At 49.6% G+C, this 18232-nt stretch carries 11 protein-coding genes and 4 pseudogenes; 8 read left to right on the forward strand and 7 right to left on the reverse strand.

The window, feature by feature from the left end:
* Nucleotides 1-55 precede the first annotated feature (55 nt).
* The 5 genes from AAGR08_RS11450 to AAGR08_RS11470 form a co-directional block, all read right to left on the reverse strand.
* Nucleotides 56-2257 (reverse strand): TonB-dependent siderophore receptor, encoded by a 2202-nt coding sequence (locus AAGR08_RS11450; protein ID WP_345826900.1) that lies wholly within the window; start codon nucleotides 2255-2257, stop codon nucleotides 56-58.
* Between the two features lie 232 nt (nucleotides 2258-2489).
* Nucleotides 2490-3860, reverse strand: a complete 1371-nt coding sequence (locus tag AAGR08_RS11455) for an efflux transporter outer membrane subunit (RefSeq protein ID WP_345826901.1) — start codon at nucleotides 3858-3860, stop codon at nucleotides 2490-2492.
* Nucleotides 3857-4948: an HlyD family secretion protein gene (locus tag AAGR08_RS11460; RefSeq protein ID WP_345826902.1), complete on the reverse strand. Its 1092-nt coding sequence runs from the start codon at nucleotides 4946-4948 to the stop codon at nucleotides 3857-3859. The genes AAGR08_RS11455 and AAGR08_RS11460 overlap by 4 nt, the downstream gene beginning before the upstream one ends.
* A complete protein-coding gene (locus AAGR08_RS11465; RefSeq protein ID WP_097097556.1) occupies nucleotides 4945-6615 on the reverse strand; it encodes an MFS transporter in 1671 nt (556 codons plus the stop codon). Before AAGR08_RS11465 ends, AAGR08_RS11460 begins: the two co-directional genes overlap by 4 nt.
* Nucleotides 6616-6617: 2 nt before the next feature.
* On the reverse strand, nucleotides 6618-7049 hold the full coding sequence (locus tag AAGR08_RS11470) for a MarR family transcriptional regulator (protein WP_097094297.1): 432 nt from the start codon (nucleotides 7047-7049) through the stop codon (nucleotides 6618-6620).
* A gap of 485 nt (nucleotides 7050-7534) precedes the next feature.
* Between AAGR08_RS11470 and AAGR08_RS11475 the strand changes: the two genes are divergently transcribed.
* From AAGR08_RS11475 to AAGR08_RS11485, 3 genes are all read left to right on the forward strand, one after another.
* On the forward strand, nucleotides 7535-7792 hold the full coding sequence (locus tag AAGR08_RS11475) for a biofilm/acid-resistance regulator YmgB/AriR (protein ID WP_097094298.1): 258 nt from the start codon (nucleotides 7535-7537) through the stop codon (nucleotides 7790-7792).
* 151 nt (nucleotides 7793-7943) lie between these two features.
* Nucleotides 7944-9443 carry a SulP family inorganic anion transporter gene (locus tag AAGR08_RS11480; protein ID WP_345826903.1) on the forward strand — a complete coding sequence of 500 codons (1500 nt, stop codon included), beginning with the start codon at nucleotides 7944-7946 and terminating at the stop codon, nucleotides 9441-9443.
* 262 nt (nucleotides 9444-9705) lie between these two features.
* Nucleotides 9706-9984 (forward strand): hypothetical protein, encoded by a 279-nt coding sequence (locus AAGR08_RS11485; protein ID WP_345826904.1) that lies wholly within the window; start codon nucleotides 9706-9708, stop codon nucleotides 9982-9984.
* A gap of 335 nt (nucleotides 9985-10319) precedes the next feature.
* On the opposite strand, the pseudogene AAGR08_RS11490 reads toward AAGR08_RS11485, so the two are convergent.
* Nucleotides 10320-11492 (reverse strand): annotated as a pseudogene (locus AAGR08_RS11490) (IS3 family transposase).
* Nucleotides 11493-11837: 345 nt separating this feature from the next.
* On the opposite strand from AAGR08_RS11490, the gene pgsA reads away from it, so the two are divergent.
* Both pgsA and opgB read left to right on the forward strand, forming a co-directional pair.
* Nucleotides 11838-12386 carry a CDP-diacylglycerol--glycerol-3-phosphate 3-phosphatidyltransferase gene (pgsA, locus tag AAGR08_RS11495; RefSeq protein WP_345826905.1) on the forward strand — a complete coding sequence of 183 codons (549 nt, stop codon included), beginning with the start codon at nucleotides 11838-11840 and terminating at the stop codon, nucleotides 12384-12386.
* Between the two features lie 46 nt (nucleotides 12387-12432).
* The gene (opgB, locus tag AAGR08_RS11500; protein ID WP_345826906.1) at nucleotides 12433-14727 is read left to right on the forward strand and encodes a phosphatidylglycerol--membrane-oligosaccharide glycerophosphotransferase; all 2295 of its coding nucleotides are present in this window, start codon (nucleotides 12433-12435) and stop codon (nucleotides 14725-14727) included.
* 596 nt (nucleotides 14728-15323) lie between these two features.
* On the opposite strand, the pseudogene AAGR08_RS11505 reads toward opgB, so the two are convergent.
* Nucleotides 15324-16349, reverse strand: a pseudogene (locus AAGR08_RS11505) (IS3 family transposase); the annotation flags it as partial.
* 90 nt (nucleotides 16350-16439) lie between these two features.
* On the opposite strand from AAGR08_RS11505, the pseudogene AAGR08_RS11510 reads away from it, so the two are divergent.
* The 3 genes and pseudogenes from AAGR08_RS11510 to AAGR08_RS11520 all read left to right on the forward strand — a co-directional run.
* A pseudogene (locus AAGR08_RS11510) lies at nucleotides 16440-16532 on the forward strand (hypothetical protein); the annotation flags it as partial.
* 331 nt (nucleotides 16533-16863) lie between these two features.
* Nucleotides 16864-17082 (forward strand): DUF4224 domain-containing protein, encoded by a 219-nt coding sequence (locus AAGR08_RS11515; protein WP_345826907.1) that lies wholly within the window; start codon nucleotides 16864-16866, stop codon nucleotides 17080-17082.
* Nucleotides 17082-18102, forward strand: a pseudogene (locus AAGR08_RS11520) (tyrosine-type recombinase/integrase). The gene AAGR08_RS11515 and the pseudogene AAGR08_RS11520 overlap by 1 nt, the downstream one beginning before the upstream one ends.
* Nucleotides 18103-18232 lie beyond the last annotated feature (130 nt).

An 18232-nucleotide genomic window follows, 5' to 3' on the forward strand; every position in this document is an offset into this window, starting at 1 on the left:
GATTATTTCTCAACAGGATGATAACGGGGCGTGAAGACGCCCCGTTGGGTACAGATTAGAAATCGTAGCTCAATGAGACTTTCACGGTGCGTGGTTCGCCCTGTGACAAATAGGTGCCGCTGTCATCTACGTTTGCCCAATATTTCTCATTGGTCACGTTATCAACGCCCACACGCCACACCATATCGTTCTGATTAACTTTCATGCGATAACGCAGCCCTAAGTCCAGCGTAGTGTAATCGTCCAGTTTCATGTTATTCGCCAGGTCAGCGTACTGAGAGCCGGTGTAATTCAGCAAAGCGGTTGCCGTGAGTCCATCGACCGGTTTGATGTCGTACTCCGCGCCCAGCGCCGCAGTGAAGCGCGGCACGCCAATGGCATTCTTGCCATTTTGATCACTGTCGCCCGTTTTCGTCATGTCTGGATCAATCCAGGTCGCGCTACTGTTGAGGCGCAGGCCCAGCACCGGTTCACCGAAGACGTTCAGTTCCACGCCGCGATTACGCTGTTCACCATTCAGCTGGTATACGTTGTTATTTTTCACGCCAACCGGCTGTTTGATTTCAAATAGCGCCAACGATCCGCCTACGCGACCAAAGTCCGCTTTTACGCCCACTTCATTCTGTTTGGCATGCACAATCCCGGTTACGCTGCCGTAGTTGCTGGTACCAAACGGTGCAGCAGTACCCGGCGTCAATGATTCGGTATGGTTGGCATACAGCGAGATGTTTCCGGTGGCTTTATACAGCAGCCCATAAGCTGGCAACCAGCGACTGCTGTCAAAGCGGGTGCCGGCATCTTCCGCCCCGTCGTAACCATAGTTACGCACCACCACTTTCTGATGGCGAGCCCCCAGCGTTGCCAGCAAGGTGTCATCAAAGAAGCCCAGCGTATCGCTCAGCAGATAACCTTGTGAACGCGAGCGGTAAGTGGTCAAAGGATCGCTAAATTTGGTGCCGCCAGAGAAAACATTGTCCGGCTCGGTCACATCCTGCGGCTGGTAAATATTCACATCGGCATCATTACCCGACGACATGCGGTAACTGTTTTTGGCATTCGCGGTCATCGCCGAGTAACCAACGTTAACTTTATGCGTCACCGGACCGGTAGTGAAATCGCCACGCAGCCCCACCATGCCGCTCATATTGTCTTGCACACGGTTGGTTCTGAAACGGCCAATAGTGGCGTTGCCTGCGCTATCCAACACCTTTGGAATACCGTAGTTGCCCACCTCATGCGTGTGCTGCGCGCCAAGTCCCGCATAGGCGGTCCACTGATCGGTCAGATCGTACTCGGCTTTCGCCAATCCGAATTCTGATTGAATATCGCTGAACACCCAGTTCTGGCTGTAGTTTTTCGAGTTAGACGGCACATCAGGAATGAAATCAATATTGCTGATATTGATGCCATTACGCGCATCGTGGAAAGTTTTCTTCTGATAACCCACGTCCAGCGACGTGCGCAGACGATCGCCACGATAATCCAGACCAAGTGATGCCGCCGTAGTCCGTTTTTTCTCGCCGTCTATCTCGGTGCCGCCTTCACGATTCACCGCATTCAGACGCACGCCAAATTGGTTATTGTCGCCAAAACGACGGCCAATATCGGCACTGCCGCCGACCTGCGAACCCGAGGTATAATCCACGCCGATACGCGTCAGTGGCGTATCATCCGCATGCTTTGGTTCAAGATTAATCATGCCGCCAACGCCGCTCTCGGCCGAGCCGTTCAACAATGCGTTGGCACCTTTGAAAATTTCCACGCGGTCAATCAGCGAAGCATCCATTACCTGACGTGGCACAATGCCGGCCAGCCCGCCATAGGTCATGGCATCGCCATCCAGCTTGAAGCCACGAATGCGATAGCTTTCCGCGAAGTTGCCGTAGCCTTTCAGATTTTGCACGCCAGCATCGTTGCGCACCACGTCACCGATGGTTTGCGCCTGCTGGTCCTGAATCATCTTCGAAGTGAAGCCAATCACGTTGAACGGCACGTCCATCGCATTCTGTTCGCCCAGCATGCCAAGGCGGCCGCCGTGAGCCACCTGCCCATCAAGGTAAGCAGGTACCAGATCGTCGCCGCCTGGTTTGAAATCGGTTTGCGGTGCTGCGGTCACGGTCAGCGTCTGCTGTTCGTTCTTCGCATCAGTTGAAGTTGTGGTGTTGGTAGAAGCAGCCATCACTGGCAAACAACCGGCGCTGACCATTACGGCCAACAGCGTCGGTTTCAGTCCGGGATTGAAAGGCGTGTTGCGCATGGAGATCCCCTAATGCAAACGTATTGATAATCATTATTATTGCGGTTTGCGATTATGCGCAGTCGAACGGCGAAAGCAAGAAGTTTCCTGAACTTTCCAGTTAAAAAAAGGTCCGTGAGAAAATAAGGCGGTCGACATAACACGTGAGAAAAGGATTGTTAAGCAGGCTGTTATGCTGCCTGAGCTGACGCAGGCAGCTGAATAGCGGGGCCAAAATACACGATCAACGGCGTTACCCCTGCCAGCCTCCGCCCAACGCGCGATAAAGATCGATCTGTGCCAATAACAACGTATTTTTCACCGACACGATATTCAGCTGGGTGCTGAACAGCGTGCGCTGGGCATCCAGCTCATCAAGGTAGGATGCATAACCATTCTGATAACGGTTATGCGCAATGCGATACGCCTCCGCGACATAACTCTCCTGCTTCTGCAATTCTGCCAGCTGCTCCTGACTGCGGCGAATCGCATCCAGCGCATTATCCACCTCGGAGAAAGCGTTGCGAACCACCTTCTCATAGCCATAAAGCGCCTGGTTACGCGTTGCCATCGCCACGTCGACCTGCGCAGTAAGCGCTTCGCGATTGAGCAGCGGAGCCAGAATGCTGCCACCAATACTCCACAAGCGGAACGGATTATCCAATAGCTGATGCAGCTCGCTGCTTTGTAACGTGCCGCTGGCGGTGAGGTTGAGCGACGGGAGAAGCTTCGCCTGCGTTGACGCCAGCGAAGCATCCGCAGCCAGCAGTTGGCGCTGCGCTTGCACAATATCTGGCCGACGATTAAGCAACTGCGAAGGGAGCAGAGACGGCAAGATTTGCGGCTTGATATGATCGAACTGGCTGCTGCGCGCAATCTCACGTGGGTTCATACCCACCAGCACGCTGAGCGCGTTCTCCTGCTGCTCAATTTGATGCTGTAGCTGCGGAACCTGTGCTTTGGCCGTTTGGTATTCCGATGCTGCCTGCATCCATTCAAGGCGTGAGGTATAGCCAGTTTCAAACTGACGCTGCGCCAGATTAAGCGAATTTTCCCGCGTCGCCAGCGTGGCTTGCGTGACCCGCAGCTGTTCATCCAGCGCGCACAGGCTGAGATAGCCCGATGCCACCGAACTGGTGACGGTTAATTCGGCCGCTGAGGCGGCGGCACGCTGCGCATCCAACGACGCTGCGGCGGCACGGATGCTGCTGCTGCGACTGCCCCACAGATCAACCTCATAGTTAGCCTGCAGCAATCCCTGAAACACTGCGCTTTCATACGGCTGGCCGGTTGCCGCCGACAGTGTGCGCTGGTGAGTAGCGGCAACACCCGCTGACAGCGTGGGGAAATTATCGCCCTGCGCAGCACGCAACTCGGCGCGGTATTGATCGACGCGCGACCGCGCCATCAGGATATCGCTATTGTGCTGCAACGCCTGGCTAACGAGACGATTGAGGTTATCATCGCCGAAATGTTGCCACCAGCGCGCTTCTGGTGCCGCGTGCGGCCCCACCTGCTGACGCCAGTTATCCGGAATGGGTAAGGATGAAGGCGCTTTTTCGACCTCAGTGGCGCAGCCTGTCACCATCAGCGCCATGCAGGTGGCTAACAGTAGGCGCTTCATGGCGCTTCCTTATACGGCTCTGCGGCAGTATCAATCTCCACTTCCACCGACATGCCCGGGCGCAGCGCGTGCAGATCGTCGTTGAGAATCTTGATGCGCACCGGAATGCGCTGGGCAATTTTCACAAAATTGCCGGTGGCGTTATCTGGCGAGATAGCGCTGAACTCGGAACCGGCAGCGGGTGAAATAAACTCAACGCGGCCGTCATAATGCTTGCCGTCGAGCGCATCGACGCGAATGCTGACCGGCAAGCCGGGACGGACGCGCGCCAGCTGGGTCTCTTTCAGGTTAGCGATCACCCATTTGTTTTCAGGCACCACGGAGGTTAATCGCGTTCCGGCGGTGACGTAGGTCCCTTTGCGCACCGAGAGTTGACCAAGCTGCCCGCTATCCGGCGCGATAATGCGCGTGTTGGCCAAATCGATATTCGCCAGTTCTAACGCCGCCTGAGCGCTGGCAACATCCGCTTGCAGCGAGCCGCGATTGACCACCACGGTTTGCAGATTTTGCTGTGACACGGCTACCTGCGCCTCCGCCTGACGCAGCTGCGCTTCGGCCTGCGCGTTGGCGGCGCGTGCCGCATCGCGCTCGCGTACCGACAGCGAGCCGTCGGCTGCCAGATTCTCCACGCGCTTGAGATCGAGGCTGCTTTTCAGCGCCTGGGCCTTGGCATTCTCCAGTGCCGCTTTGTTGCTAACAATGGTGGCTTCAGCACTTTTGCGCTGCTGCTGGTTATTGTTTTGCGCCGCGATTTTCATCTCTAACTGCGCCTGCGCCTGATGCACCCGCTGACGATAAATACGATCGTCGATGGTCATCAGCAGCTGCCCTTTGGTCACCGGCTGTAAATCCACCACGTCAACCTCGGTGAGATAGCCGCTCACCTGCGGGCTGATAAAGGTGACCTGACCGCGTACATAGGCGTTTTCCGTGGCCTGCAGGGTGCTAGTGAACGGCCATAACTGCCAGGCATACAAAATCACCAGCACGCCAACAATCACAATGCCGCTGCCGGCAGCAATGGAAAGAATGCGTCGGCGGTTGGTGCGCTCGCGCTCCGCAGCCTGAATATCGTCCTGTTGGCTCATGAATTCTCCGTCGGGTTTACTGATGATTTTGCCGCATCCATTTTTGTCTGACGCCAGTTGATATAGCGTAACCGCGACAGGCGGTACAACACCCATATCAGCGTGATGAACGCCAACGCAGCGGTGAGATAATAGGTGTCGTTATAGGCCAGCACGTTGGCTTGCAGCGTGGCCACCGTTTGCAGTTGACTGCTGCTTTGCGCGCTGAGCAGTACGTTATCCGCTAGCTGGCTGCTAAACAGCGCGCTGTATTGGCTCAGTCGCTCAGTGACGTTCGGATCAAGCTGTGACAGCTGATCGCCCAGCAGACTGGAGTGATATTTTTCGCGCCACGTCTGGAAAGTGCCAAGGATCGCCGCACCAATGAGCCCGCCGAGATTTTGGCTCATCCCGAACAGCACCACGAAGCTCACCAGGTTTTTGGGCTGCGTAACCACGCCGCCAATCCCCAGCAGCATGGCGGGCGCGAGGAAGAACGCGCTGCCGAAGCCCAGCAAAAACTGACTAACATAAAGATTGTTGCCGCGCGTCAGCGGGCTGGATTGCGCATCCATCAACGAGGCAACGATCATCACCACCAGCGAGGCAACGATCGGCCAACTGAGATGCGTCGGTTTGATGGTTAAGGCGCTGGCAACCATGCCGCAAATCACGCCGGCGATGATGGCAAATGCCAGCCCGCGCATTTGATCGTTGAGCAAACCCAGCTGCTGCAGAAAGCCAACCGCGCCGGTGTTCTGTTCGGCCAGCAGGATGCGCATCATGATCATCACAATTCCCAGCCTTACAATCATGCCGTTGCTGAGCCAGCGCGTGTTAATTAACGGATTGGCGCGATTGTGCTCCACGACGATTGCCGCCACGATCAACACCAGCGCCAAAGCCAATGCCACGCCCAACCACGGCGTACTGAACCACCACTCGATACGTCCCAGCGACAGCACGGCGCACAGTAAAGCCATGCCGGGTGCCAGTAGCATGAAAGTGACAAAATCCATCTTCTCAAAGGCTTTGATCCGGTCGCCGGGCGGTAATTTAACCACCAGCACGCAACCCAGCGCAATCAGCGCCAGCCCAAGCTCAAACAGATACAATCCGCGCCACTCTTGCAGCTGCAACAGCTCGGTTGAAAATAAACGTGCCAGCGGAATCGCCAACTGCGACGCGGTGATACCGATCACCAGCGCTTTAAGCCGATGCTTTGCTGGCCACGCCTGAATCTGATAATAGATGCCGAGCGAGCTAAGCGCGGCCCCCACCATACCGTGTGCGGTGCGGACAATGATGGCTGAGCTGAGATCGTTGGCGAGAATATGGAAGAACGCCACAATGACGTACAGCACTAAAAACGCTTCGGTAAACAGTCGTAGGCCAAACTGCTGGCGAAACTTCACCAACAGCAGATTAATGGAGATATTGCCCATCACATAAACGGCGGGCAGCCAGGCGATCTCATTGCTGTAGGCCCCAAAAGTGCCCTGCAGATTGGTTAGATTGGCAGAAACCAGCGCGTTACTCAGGGCGCCGGTTATCGAGATCAACAGCCCAATAATACCGAAGGCGATTCGCTTCGCAGGGGAATGTAGCGGCGTGGAAGGCGAGCCAGGCAACATGGGTTTCTCGTGCGGCAGCCATTCGCGCTGGGCATAAGGATTGCGCTTCGCCACGGTCACACACTTCCCAGACGTTCAAGCAGCTGCTGCAAAACCTTTTCGGTCACCGCCAAAGATTCGGGTTCGATATCCGCCAGTAGCTGCGCCCGCAGTGCATCGGCTTGCGTTTTCACTTCGGCAAATGCCACGTGGCCTTGCTCCGTCAGGATCAGCAGGCGCTTGCGTCGATCTTCAGGTGGCTGGACGCGCGCCAGCAGCGCCTGCTTCACCAACCGATCAACCAGCGGAACGACGCTGGCTTCCTCCAGGCCGAGTAGCTGTGCCAATGCCTTTTGCGTGGGTGGCTCTGTGGCGGTAGCGACGCTGGCTATTGCCATCCAGCTGCTCATGCTGAGCCCACTCTCTTTTAAGCGACGGTCAACTGCCAGCCGCCATGCGTGAGCGGTAAGATGCAGTAAACGAGAAAAAGGTTGCGGATAGTCGCTCAAAACGTAGTGACCTAATGATTAGATATCTAACTAAATAAGTGCGTTATTATATGCGAAGGTGAGCTGCAATGGAAAGTGTGCTGGCATCAGCAGCGCTCCTCGACGCACCAAATAGCGTTCCATTTCTCACATTCAGTTGTACAACGTTGGCATGATTTTAGTTACGGCTGGCTGCTTGTATAGATTTTACAGAATAAATTTAAATATAATTTACTGATAAATAACGATTAGCACAAATAGCTTAATATCAACATTGTACAAGTTGAGCCATATTGTATAACTTTACGTCCCGAGAGCCAGCTGATGGCTCCGTAACGAATGATGCACTTTGCGTCGCCTCTGAAGGTGTTGTGGATTTCCACCTTCAGAGGTGTCTTTTTGCGTTGGTTGATGAGTTGGGTCTTGCGCGCCTGTCCGCGTGTAAGTTTTTCCATCATGAAGCTGAAGGCAAATTTGCCATCAGACCGATTTAAAGGGCCTCACATATGCAAAACGCCGCAGCCAGCAGCAACGCCATCGCTGATTACTTTACCCTCGCCGGTAACAGCGATAGCACTGAAATGGAAGTTTTCGGGCAAATCATTGCCGAAATCCTGCAAGCCGGTACGCCGGTTTCAAATAAAGCGATCATTTCATCCCTGATCAATCGCCTTGAAATGGAAAGTGATGTGATTCAGCTGGATATTTATCGCCATCTGCTCGAATTAGTTGTCAATAAAACACCTGACGATCTCGCGGTCTGAAACCGGATTCCAGGGATGGAATCACCTTCTCCTCTCCCATCTTGCTAGCATCAGATATCATTGCCCGGTAACATCCTTCCCTGAATATTCCAACTGGTTACTGCCGTACCGCGACGGTATGCGCAACATAATAAAAGAGCCTGCATAATCTATGAGCCAACCAACTGAGCGCACCCCTGCGGTGGAGAGCAATATCACCGTGGGGCACGTATTACGTTCGCCTGCCCTCTTAACCCGTGAATGTCTGGCGGGGATCATTACCGCACTGGCGCTGATTCCTGAAGTGATCTCATTTTCGGTGATTGCGGGCGTTGATCCTAAAGTGAGCCTGGTAGCGTCGGTCGTGCTGTGTCTGACGCTCTCGATTCTGGGCGGTCGTCCGGCGATGGTGACCGCTGCGGCTGGTTCAGTGGCGCTGGTCATTGGCCCAATGGTGCATGCGCACGGTGTGGAGTACATTCTGCCGGCGGTGATTATGGGCGGGCTCATCCAGATCATTTTTGGTTTCGCCGGCTTATCGCGCATGATGCGCTATATCCCACGTTCAGTGATGATTGGCTTCGTTAACGCGCTTGGCATTTTGATTTTCTTTGCGCAAGTCCCGCACGTTTGGGGACAATCCACGCTGGTGTGGGGGCTGTTTGCCGTCACGCTGGCGATCGTCGTCCTGCTGCCTAAAGTATTGAAAAGCGTGCCGTCACCGCTGGTAGCAATTGTGGTGGTCACCGCCGTCGCACTGCTGCTTGGCTATCGCGTGCCTAATGTTGGCGATGAAGGCCCTATGACCGCCGGTTTGCCGGGCTTTACCACGCTATTGGTGCCGATCAATCTTCAAACGTTGCAAATTATCTGGCCCACCGCGCTGAGCATCGCTTTTGTTGGTCTGATGGAGTCGCTGCTGACCGCCAAACTGGTGGATGACATTACCGATACGCCATCCGGCAAGCGCCGTGAATCCTGGGCGCTGGGCGTCGGCAATATTCTTGCGGGCTTTTATGGTGGCATTGCAGGGTGTGCGATGATCGGCCAGACCATCGTCAATGTTGAGCTAGGCAGAGCGCGGACGCGCGTTTCCACGCTGGCGGCAGGTATTGTTTTGCTGCTGCTGGTTACCGGACTTAGCCAGATTATGGCGCAGATTCCAATGGTGGTACTGGCAGGTATTATGATGGTAGTTGCGGTGAAAACCGTTAACTGGCACAGCCTGCAACCCGCGACGCTGAAACGCATGCCGTGGTCAGAAACCTTTGTGATGCTGCTTACCGTTGCCGTCACCGTGTGGACCGGCAACCTGGCCATTGGCGTGCTGGTTGGCGTGATTCTGGCAATGATGCTATTCGCGCGTCGCATTGCCCACGTTATCCATGCTGAACGTCAGCTGAGCGACGACGGAAAGCAGGTCAGTTACATCGTGCGTGGCCCACTGTTCTTCGGCAGCAGTAATGACCTGTTCGAACACTTTAATTACGGTCACGATCCTAAAACCGTCACCATTGACCTCACCCACGCGCAGATTTGGGATGCATCCAGCGTGGCGGCTCTCGATGCCATCGAGTACCGCTATCAGCGCCACGGGGCGACCGTGACGTTTGTTGGTCTGGATAATCGCAGCAGTGATTTTCATGAACGATTAACCGGTAATCTTGGGTAAAATTAGGATTGAGATGAAAAACGCCGAAAATTCGGCGTTTTTTAGTATTTTGCCAGCATTTAACTTGCGTAATTCGCCGCGGCTGCTTTTCTTATCTTGAGGGTCAATACGTTGATCTCTTTAAGATTGGTTAGCTAAGCGCTTATTAATAAGGAGCTACAGATGCAGGTTTTAACCAAAGCAGTATTGGTAACATTAACATTGGTATCGCTTGCGGGCTGTATGCATAAAAGTGACGCGGTCGGCGGTGATGGACGTCCACATGCACCAAGTAATCAGCCTGTTCCGGGGGCCAGCGAAGGCGCAGGACCGGTGGGACAACCGCAATCGTAACAAGGCGCCCGGCTTAGCCGGGTTTTTTATGGGTAAAAGGCAGACAACAAAAACAAAAAAACCGCCCTTGGGCGGTTACGACATTACTGCATATTGCTTTTTTATTCGTTTTATTCAACTTCAAATATGGTGCCCGGGGCGGGACTTGAACCCGCACAGCCATAAGCCGAGGGATTTTAAATCAGGTGTTTTTGTTATCAAAGCATAAAGATTCTTTTCATGAAATAAGATTAAAAATTGCACAAAGTCTATCAAGGGTCTATATGCACTACAACATAGATAATATGAAGCTTTTCGTGGGTGTCTTGCCGCTTCAATAGAATTTGATCAGAATTAGTCGTTTTAATGTCTCGCTAGGGAATTTCCTAGAGCTTTTAGTGAGTATATGAATTTTTCTGGCAGGAACGAAGTGAACGGCTAACCTTTGGTGAGCCACTCTCCGGTCTACTAAAAATGGTTGCGGCACATGTCTGCCGCCTAGACGGCTGATTTGATTACCTGGTCATAATCTTAGCATTTTCCCCTTAGTATCTTAGTCATACCTTAACCGGTGCCAGAATCTCCCAGAATCACCACAGATAACCTAGACACTCCGAGCCGTTGATAATATTGATTTGCATATCCTGTGGGTGACATCTGATTGCTCGAACCACGCCGACTCTTACTGTTATAAAACATATTAATGTAATCCAAAAGCTCGCTGCGGGCTTCTTCACGCGTTCCTTGCATCTTTTTCTTTATTCTTTCGCGTTTCAGTAGCTGGAAAAAGCTTTCTGCTATCGCATTATAGTGACAGTTAACGCGGCGACTCATCCTACCTACAATAAAATGCGACTCAAGGAATGACTGCCACTCGTGACATATGTAATGACTGCCCTGATCTGAGTGAACAAGTACCTCTTTTTGGGGATTACGTCGCCATACGGTCATAATCCGTGCTTTCAAGACAATGTTCTTCGTCATCCGGGATTGCATTGACCAGCCGATAATTTTGCGCGAGAAAAGGTTAACAACCACGGCCAGATACAGCCAGCCCTCGTGAGTCCTGATGTATGTTATGTCCGTCACTCAACGCTCATCCGGAGCATATGGATTGAACTGTCGCTGTATCCTGTAGGTGACATGACACTGGTCTCGCCTCTGCGTACCCGTGGGCTTAGGTACCCGACCTGAGCCTTTATCCCGGCAAACTTCATCAGCCGCACCACTCCGTTCACTCCACACTGCTGCCCGCTATCTCGCAGATCATGATGGATTTCGCTATAGCCATAAACGCATCCCGATTCCAGCCAAAACTGTTTTATCTGTCCTGTCTGTCTCAGGTCCAGCTGATGGCGCTGTGAGTACGGCTGTTGAAGCCACTGGGATGAGCACCCAGCACCCTGCAGAGCAGACGAACAGGCCAGCAAAGGACATTTTCACGGATAAAGGCATACCCCAGTCGTACAGCTTTGCGGAGTAGGCCGCGGCTTTTTTTAATTTGTCCCGTTTGTCGGTTACCCGTTTCAGCTCCTTCTGAAGCCGACGAATCTCGTTCTGAACATCTGACTGCTCATTATTAGCGGAAGAATTCTGACCGTACTTCTTTATCCGGGCGTAAAGACTGTGGGTGTTGATATCGAGACGTGATTCAGCCCTGGAAACAGAATGGCCACGATCAACAACCTGTTTCACTGCTTCAATTTTAAAGACTTCGGGATAACGCTTACCGCTCATGGGCACCTCTCTTTAAGTCATTTTAAATGACCCTGAGGTGTCTGTTAAACCCGTGGCGATTCACTACGAAAAGTTTGGTAGCTTCACAATAAACAATATGGGTAGAAACAAAATATGCGTTTCCCAGCTTCTAGTGGCGGTTTTGTGGCCCCATCTCTACTGTGTTAGCTCGCTATTTATATAATTTACATATGTAACCATACTGCTATATCAGATCAACATGACGGGCTGAATTGATGCCAGAGTGATGTGAGAGGTGAAAATTCAAATATTTTTAAATCACATCCTTGTCATAAAAAGTAATGTGTAGCAACATAGTCTATCCCCACTTTGACCAAATTAACAATGAAACTTAACATTCCCATCTCATTGACTTTGCTTAGGTTTTTTTTGATTCCATTTTTTGTAATTACAAATTACATGGATTCAGCATGGTCAACGGCTATGACAGCCATAATTTTTCTTGTCGCTTCAGCCACAGACTGGCTTGATGGTTTCCTAGCTCGGAAGCTCAATCAGACTACAAAGTTTGGTGCGTTTCTCGACCCAGTAGCTGATAAGGTTCTTATCACCATCGCCTTAGTTCTCATAGCCGAACATTTTCACTCATGGTGGGTCACCATCCCTGCAGCAATCATAATCGCCCGTGAGATTATTATCTCAGCACTCAGGGAGTGGATGGCTGAACTTGGAGAGCGAAGCTCGGTTAAGGTTTCAAGGGCAGGTAAGGTTAAAACATCATTGCAAATGATATGCCTGACTGCGCTACTGTGGCGAAGTGGGTTAACCATAACATCAATCGGGATAATTGCCTTGTATGCTTCAACTGCTTTAACGATATATTCAATGTATGATTATCTTAGTTCTGCTAAAAACATGCTTATAGCCCGTTAAAATTAAACCGTGATTATTTTTAATAATATCAAGATGAGATTTCAAAATGCTTAGCCTGTTTATTTCACTAATTTTTCTGGCCATTTCACTACTTTTGGCAAGGAAGCTTTTATCACAAAAATTGACAGAAAAAATCTTTATCATTGCGTTGTATACGATAATATTATTCATTAGCTTTTTTTATGTTGGAGCCAACTACTTTACAGGGGCGGGGATAAACGAATCTGTTGTTTACACTCTTCTTAGTGACCTGAAAGGGGCTGGCGTTCAAAAATACATCTTACCATTCTCAATTATATTGATCACGTTCCTGTGCATGGTTTTCATGATGTGGAAGTCGGTGAATGTAAAAAAAATCATTCCAGAAAAAGCAAATAGAAAAGATTTACTTAAGATATTCATCTTAATTTTGGCATCGATAATTATCAACCCGGGAGTCGTTGGGCTATATAAAATTATCAACTCAAGACTTCACGAATCAAAAGATTTTTCAGAGTATTATGTTGATCCTTCAAACCAGACAAAGAAACCAACTAAAAATGTAATTTATATCTATGGCGAAAGTCTGGAAAGAACTTACTTTGATAAATCATGGTTTCCTAACTTGACCGATGATCTTTCATCTATAAAAGAACAGTCATACGATTTTAATAACACTATTCAATTACCAGGTACAGATTATACTATCGCAGGGATTGTCTCATCACAATGTGGCATCCCATTATTCGCTCCTTTCTCTGGAAACTCGTCTGACTCTCTGGCTTCGTTCTTCCCCGGAACAACCTGCCTTGGAGATATACTTAAAAAGTCAGGTTATGAACTCTACTTTTATCAAGGTGCAGATCTTGATTTTGGAGGAAAAAGATTATTCTTTGATAATCATGGGTTTAACCATGTTTTTGGCCGCCAAGAATTAGCCGCCAGTGTGGCTGACCGTTCTTATGTGAATGATTGGGGCTGGTATGACGATACTATTTTGGAACTAGCTTTCAAGCAGTATCAGGAACTTTCAAAATCAAACAAGCCATTTGGTCTTTTCTTGTTGACTGTAGATACTCACCATCCTGACGGATTTGTTAACAAATCATGCAGCAAAGATGAGTACATGTACAATGCGAAACTCAATTCATCTATGTCAGCAGTTTTCTGCTCACAGGAACAAATAGCCAAATTCATTAACAAAGTCAGATCGTCTCCAGAGTTTAAAAACACTATTATTGTTGTGACCTCCGACCATCTGGCCATGAACAATACAGCCCATGACGCGTTGATTTCTCATCCTCGCAGAAACCTGTTCATGCTTATTGACAGCGATGGCATTGCGCGGAAAGTTGATTTAAGCAAAGAGAGAAGCAGTCTCGATAACGGTGCAACGGTTCTTGATGCTATGGGGGGGGATTCACTGATCGGCCTTGGAAGAAGCTCCTTTAAAACTGAAACTCTTTATGAGAAGTTCCCAGATATGACTGAAAAGGTCAACTCATGGAAAAACTCAGTAATTGCCTTGTGGGGTTTCCCGAAATCAATAAAAAATTTCGTGATTAATAAGAATGCAATGCAGATTGAACTTCCTGAGACTTCTTTTAAACTTCCGGTTCTTCTGAAAATCACCAAGGATTCAATAGAACCTTACTTTGACAGAGATGTAAGCGTACCATTGACTACGCAACTCTCTGAGTTTGATAAGGGAACCCAGTTTTTATGGGTTGATGATTGCTTCAAGATAACACATGTATTCACTGATAAAATAGAGCCTGGATTGTGCGTCGCTTATGGCAAAAATGACGGCGGAATCTTCCTGAGCAAAATCGATAATGATAATAATCAATTCACCTATGATTTATCAAAGGCTACAAATTCTGAAACTAGCTTTAAAGATCGAATGTCTCAACTGCAAACCCCATTAAGCGAACTGCGGTATCCGGGCAAAAAAATTGACTTTAGTTACCCCGGTATGCCCGAGTATGTAAAAAATATGACTGGCTTATCTCATCGAGAAGATTGGGGAAGATGGAGTGATGCTTCTAAAGGTAAGTCCGTTATCATCCAGACAAAACGCCCTCTCCCAGAGAACGTGAGCATAGAGTTAGAAGCAAGCGCCTATAAAGATGGTGAAAGAGGATTGGTCGATATCAAGGTGGGGAGTGAAACAAAACGAGTAGATTTCAAAACAATCGGAAACATACAAGGATTATCGTTTGCTAATAATCAGCACTCTAATGAGATAGAAATTACGCCTGTGCACCCCTCATCTCCTCTTTCAAACGGTGAGAGTGGAGATGCCAGAGTTTTGGGTATAGGGTTGAGAAATTTAGTTGTTAACAATCTTGATTTAAGATGAAAAACGATTGAGGCTTTGAATTTTGCTGTTTTATACCGGTTAGGTCTTGTAATATGTGCCGCAATGATTAGTTATTAGAAGTTCAGGCCCGGTCATCCCGGGCCTCAAATGTCTTGCAATTAATTTGATTAAGCTTACGGTAAATTAGGCCATTAAATACCAGCAACTTTGGACGCATGTGTTTTCATTAAAAAATTCGTTTTTTTACGCTGCCAGATATGGTTCTTAGCTTTCTGCATCCTCTTCAAAACCAACCGAAAACTGAAATAGTGCAATAGCTTTAAGGCCTAGGTCATAAGATTGCTCTTTATATTTTGAGAAATTGAAATGACTTCCTCTCTGTTAGGCTCTGAAGGAACTGTTATTATCGAATTACCATTCGAGTGAGTAGCATCCATTATCTTTCTGCTACCGCATCATTCAAGAGCGCCAACCATTTTTCATCAGATGTTCCAACACCGTATTTTGGCTTGTTATCATCTGATTAGAATCCTAATTTAGAGGAAGAAAAATATTTCATCATTAAATATCGATCGCAATTGGCCTGCCCCCAGTATTAGATACAACTTTCAGTTAGTAATGTCGGTTGGTTTTTCTTAATATTTCCCGTTTCGCCAGCATGCTGCAAATTCAAACGGTGTCTGGTAATTCAGCGATGAATGAGGTCTGGACTCGTTATAGTCCTGCCGTCAGTCATTAATGATATTCCGGGCATGAAGAATATTGCTGAACCAGTGCTCATTCAGGCATTCATCCCGATAGAGTCCGTTAGAACTCTCAATAAATCCGTTCTGTGTTGGCTTACTCGGCTGGATAAGTCGCAGTTCTACGCCATGCTCAAAAGCCCACTGTTCGAGCGCACGGCAGGTAAATTCCAGGACCTGATCGGTTCTTATCATTGCCGGATAGCCACGAAACAGCGCAATGCCGTCCAGAATACGCACGACCTGAACGCCTGAAATACCGAAAGCGGCGGTTATCGTCAGACACTCCTTCGTGAAATCATCCACGCAGGTAAAGCACTTAATCCGGCGGCCGCTGGCAAGTGCATCCAGGACAAAATCCATCGACCATGTCAGGTTCGGCGCATCCGGGCGAAGAAGCGGAAGCCACTCAGTCGCCAGACCCTTACGGCGTCGCCTGCGTTTTACACCGAGACCGTTAAGGTGATAGATGCGGTAAACCCGCTTGTGGTTGACGTGAAGGCCCTCCCGGCGCAATAACTGCCAGATACGCCGGTAACCAAATCGGCGACGTTCAAGTGCCAGCTCTGTGATACGCAGAGATAGCTGTGCGTCAGCAGCCGGACTCTGAGCCGAATAACGGCAGGTTGAAAGGGACAGATCAGCCAGTCTGCAGGCACGGCGTTGCGACAGACCCGTTGTCTCACACATGATTTTCACGGTTTCCCGCTTCTGGTCTGTCGTCAGAACTTTCGGCCCAAAGCCACCTGAAGCGCCTCCTTATACAGTATGGCTTTAGCGAGCAGCTTCCTGAGGCGGGCGTTCTACTCTTCAAGTGACTTGAGCCGCTTCACTTTAGGGACTTCCATGCCGCCTAACTCCTTGCGCCTAGTATATAAAGGTAGCATCTGAAATAGCATGCTTGCGGCAGAGTTCCCGGCCCCCCGTCTTGTGTACAGTCCGGGGAGATCGTGAACACTTGTTCGGGGACATGGTAGGCACTTACAACTAAGGCATAAGAACCCGTTTATGGAGTCGCTTATGCCCTAGGATGCGAGAGATACCATGTCATTACGTACTGAGTTTATTCTGCTCGCCTCGCAAGGCGGGGCGAACATCCGCAAGTGTCAATAACGGTTTATAAGTGATTCACTTTTCACCAACACTAACGGTCCAATATTGATCCACCGTTTTACTCAGGATTAGCCTCAGCTATTACTCCGGCTTTCCTTTTCTGATTCGCCAGGATGATGCACGTGTGCGTGCCCGTATTCGGGTAATCAGTAAGCGGCTGAGTGGAAAGTGTGGCGATCAACTTCCTGTGCAGGATTGCCCATGTGAAGGCGAGGCAGCGTGCTGGGCTAATCGCGACTGGCATGAAACCAAATTAACTCTGTGACATGTCACAGCTATTACACCTGTTGCAGCAGGTACGCGTGGAGGGAATGTGATTATGCAGAACGACATTATTTCTGATGCTGATATCGAAAAAATAACCGGCTACAAGATTCCGTCAAAGCAATGCCATTGCCTTAAGCAGGCGGGTATTTTCTTTGTTGTAAGACGTGATGGAAGACCAAGAACCACCTGGCAGCATTTCAACTATCCGATTACACATCGGAAGATTGCTGATCAGGAGACCTATGAACCAAAGTTCGGTGCTCTCGATTAATGGCAAGAACACGTAAAAACACAGCAGATGCTTGGATGCCACCCCGCGTGTATCGCGGCAGGTCAGCATTCGAGTTTCATCCCAAAAATGGGGGCTATTCGCTTGTGCGGCTTCGATGCACCTCAGTCAAAAGTTTGGGCGGCATATGAAGCGCTCATTAATGAGATACCAGATGACAAGCTTTTAACGTCATTGGCTGAGCGCTTCTTCAAGTCTGCTGATTTCTTCGAACTGGCTAGGGAAACACAAAAAGACTATCTGAAATATTCTAAACACGTTCTTGCCGTTTTCGGCGCAATGCCATCAGATGCAATCAAGCCTGAGCACATAAGGAAATATATGGATAAGCGCGGCTTAAAAAGCCGTGTACAAGCTAACCGCGAGAAAGCTTTTATGTCACGCATGTACCGCTGGGGATATGAGTGCGGCATGGTTAAAGGGAATCCGACTAAAGGCGTTAAAAAGTTCAAGGAAGAATCCCGAGATCGGTACGTTACCGACGCTGAATATAAAGCTCTTTATTCATGTGCTCCAGACATCGTTAAAATTGCGATGGGGTTAGCGTATCTATGCTGCGCCAGACAGGCAGATGTTTTGTCTATGAAAAAGAGCCAGATTATGGAAGAAGGTATTCTGATCAAGCAGAGTAAAACTAGTGTTGCACAAATAAAAGGCTGGTCCCCTCGCCTTACAGCGGTCATCGGAATGGCTTCACAACTTCCACTTAAGCCTGGAATGAGCAGCATTTTTATAATCCACCAGCCAAACGGTTCAGGATATACGCGTGATGGTTTCAACAACCGATGGAGTGCAGCGCGTGAAGAGGCCCGTATTAAATTCCCAGAACTGCTTTTCGATTTCACCTTCCACGATCTGAAAGCAAAAGGTGTGTCTGACCTTGAGGGTGATATTTATGAGAAGAGAGCCATCACCGGGCATAAGAACGTCGAACAAACAGCAGCATATGACCGTAAGATCGTTGTAGTTCCGGTTGTCGGTGGGCAGAAAAAGAGCGTCTGATATTAGGAAGCGATATTAGGAAGAAAGCAGCAGGCACAAAAAAACCGCCCTTGGGCGGTTACGACATTACTGCTTATTGTATTGCTTTTATTAGGTTTTTTACTACTTCGAATATGGTGCCCGGGGCGGG

This window comes from Pantoea sp. BRR-3P, assembly GCF_039621635.1.
Lineage (GTDB): Bacteria > Pseudomonadota > Gammaproteobacteria > Enterobacterales > Enterobacteriaceae > Pantoea > Pantoea floridensis.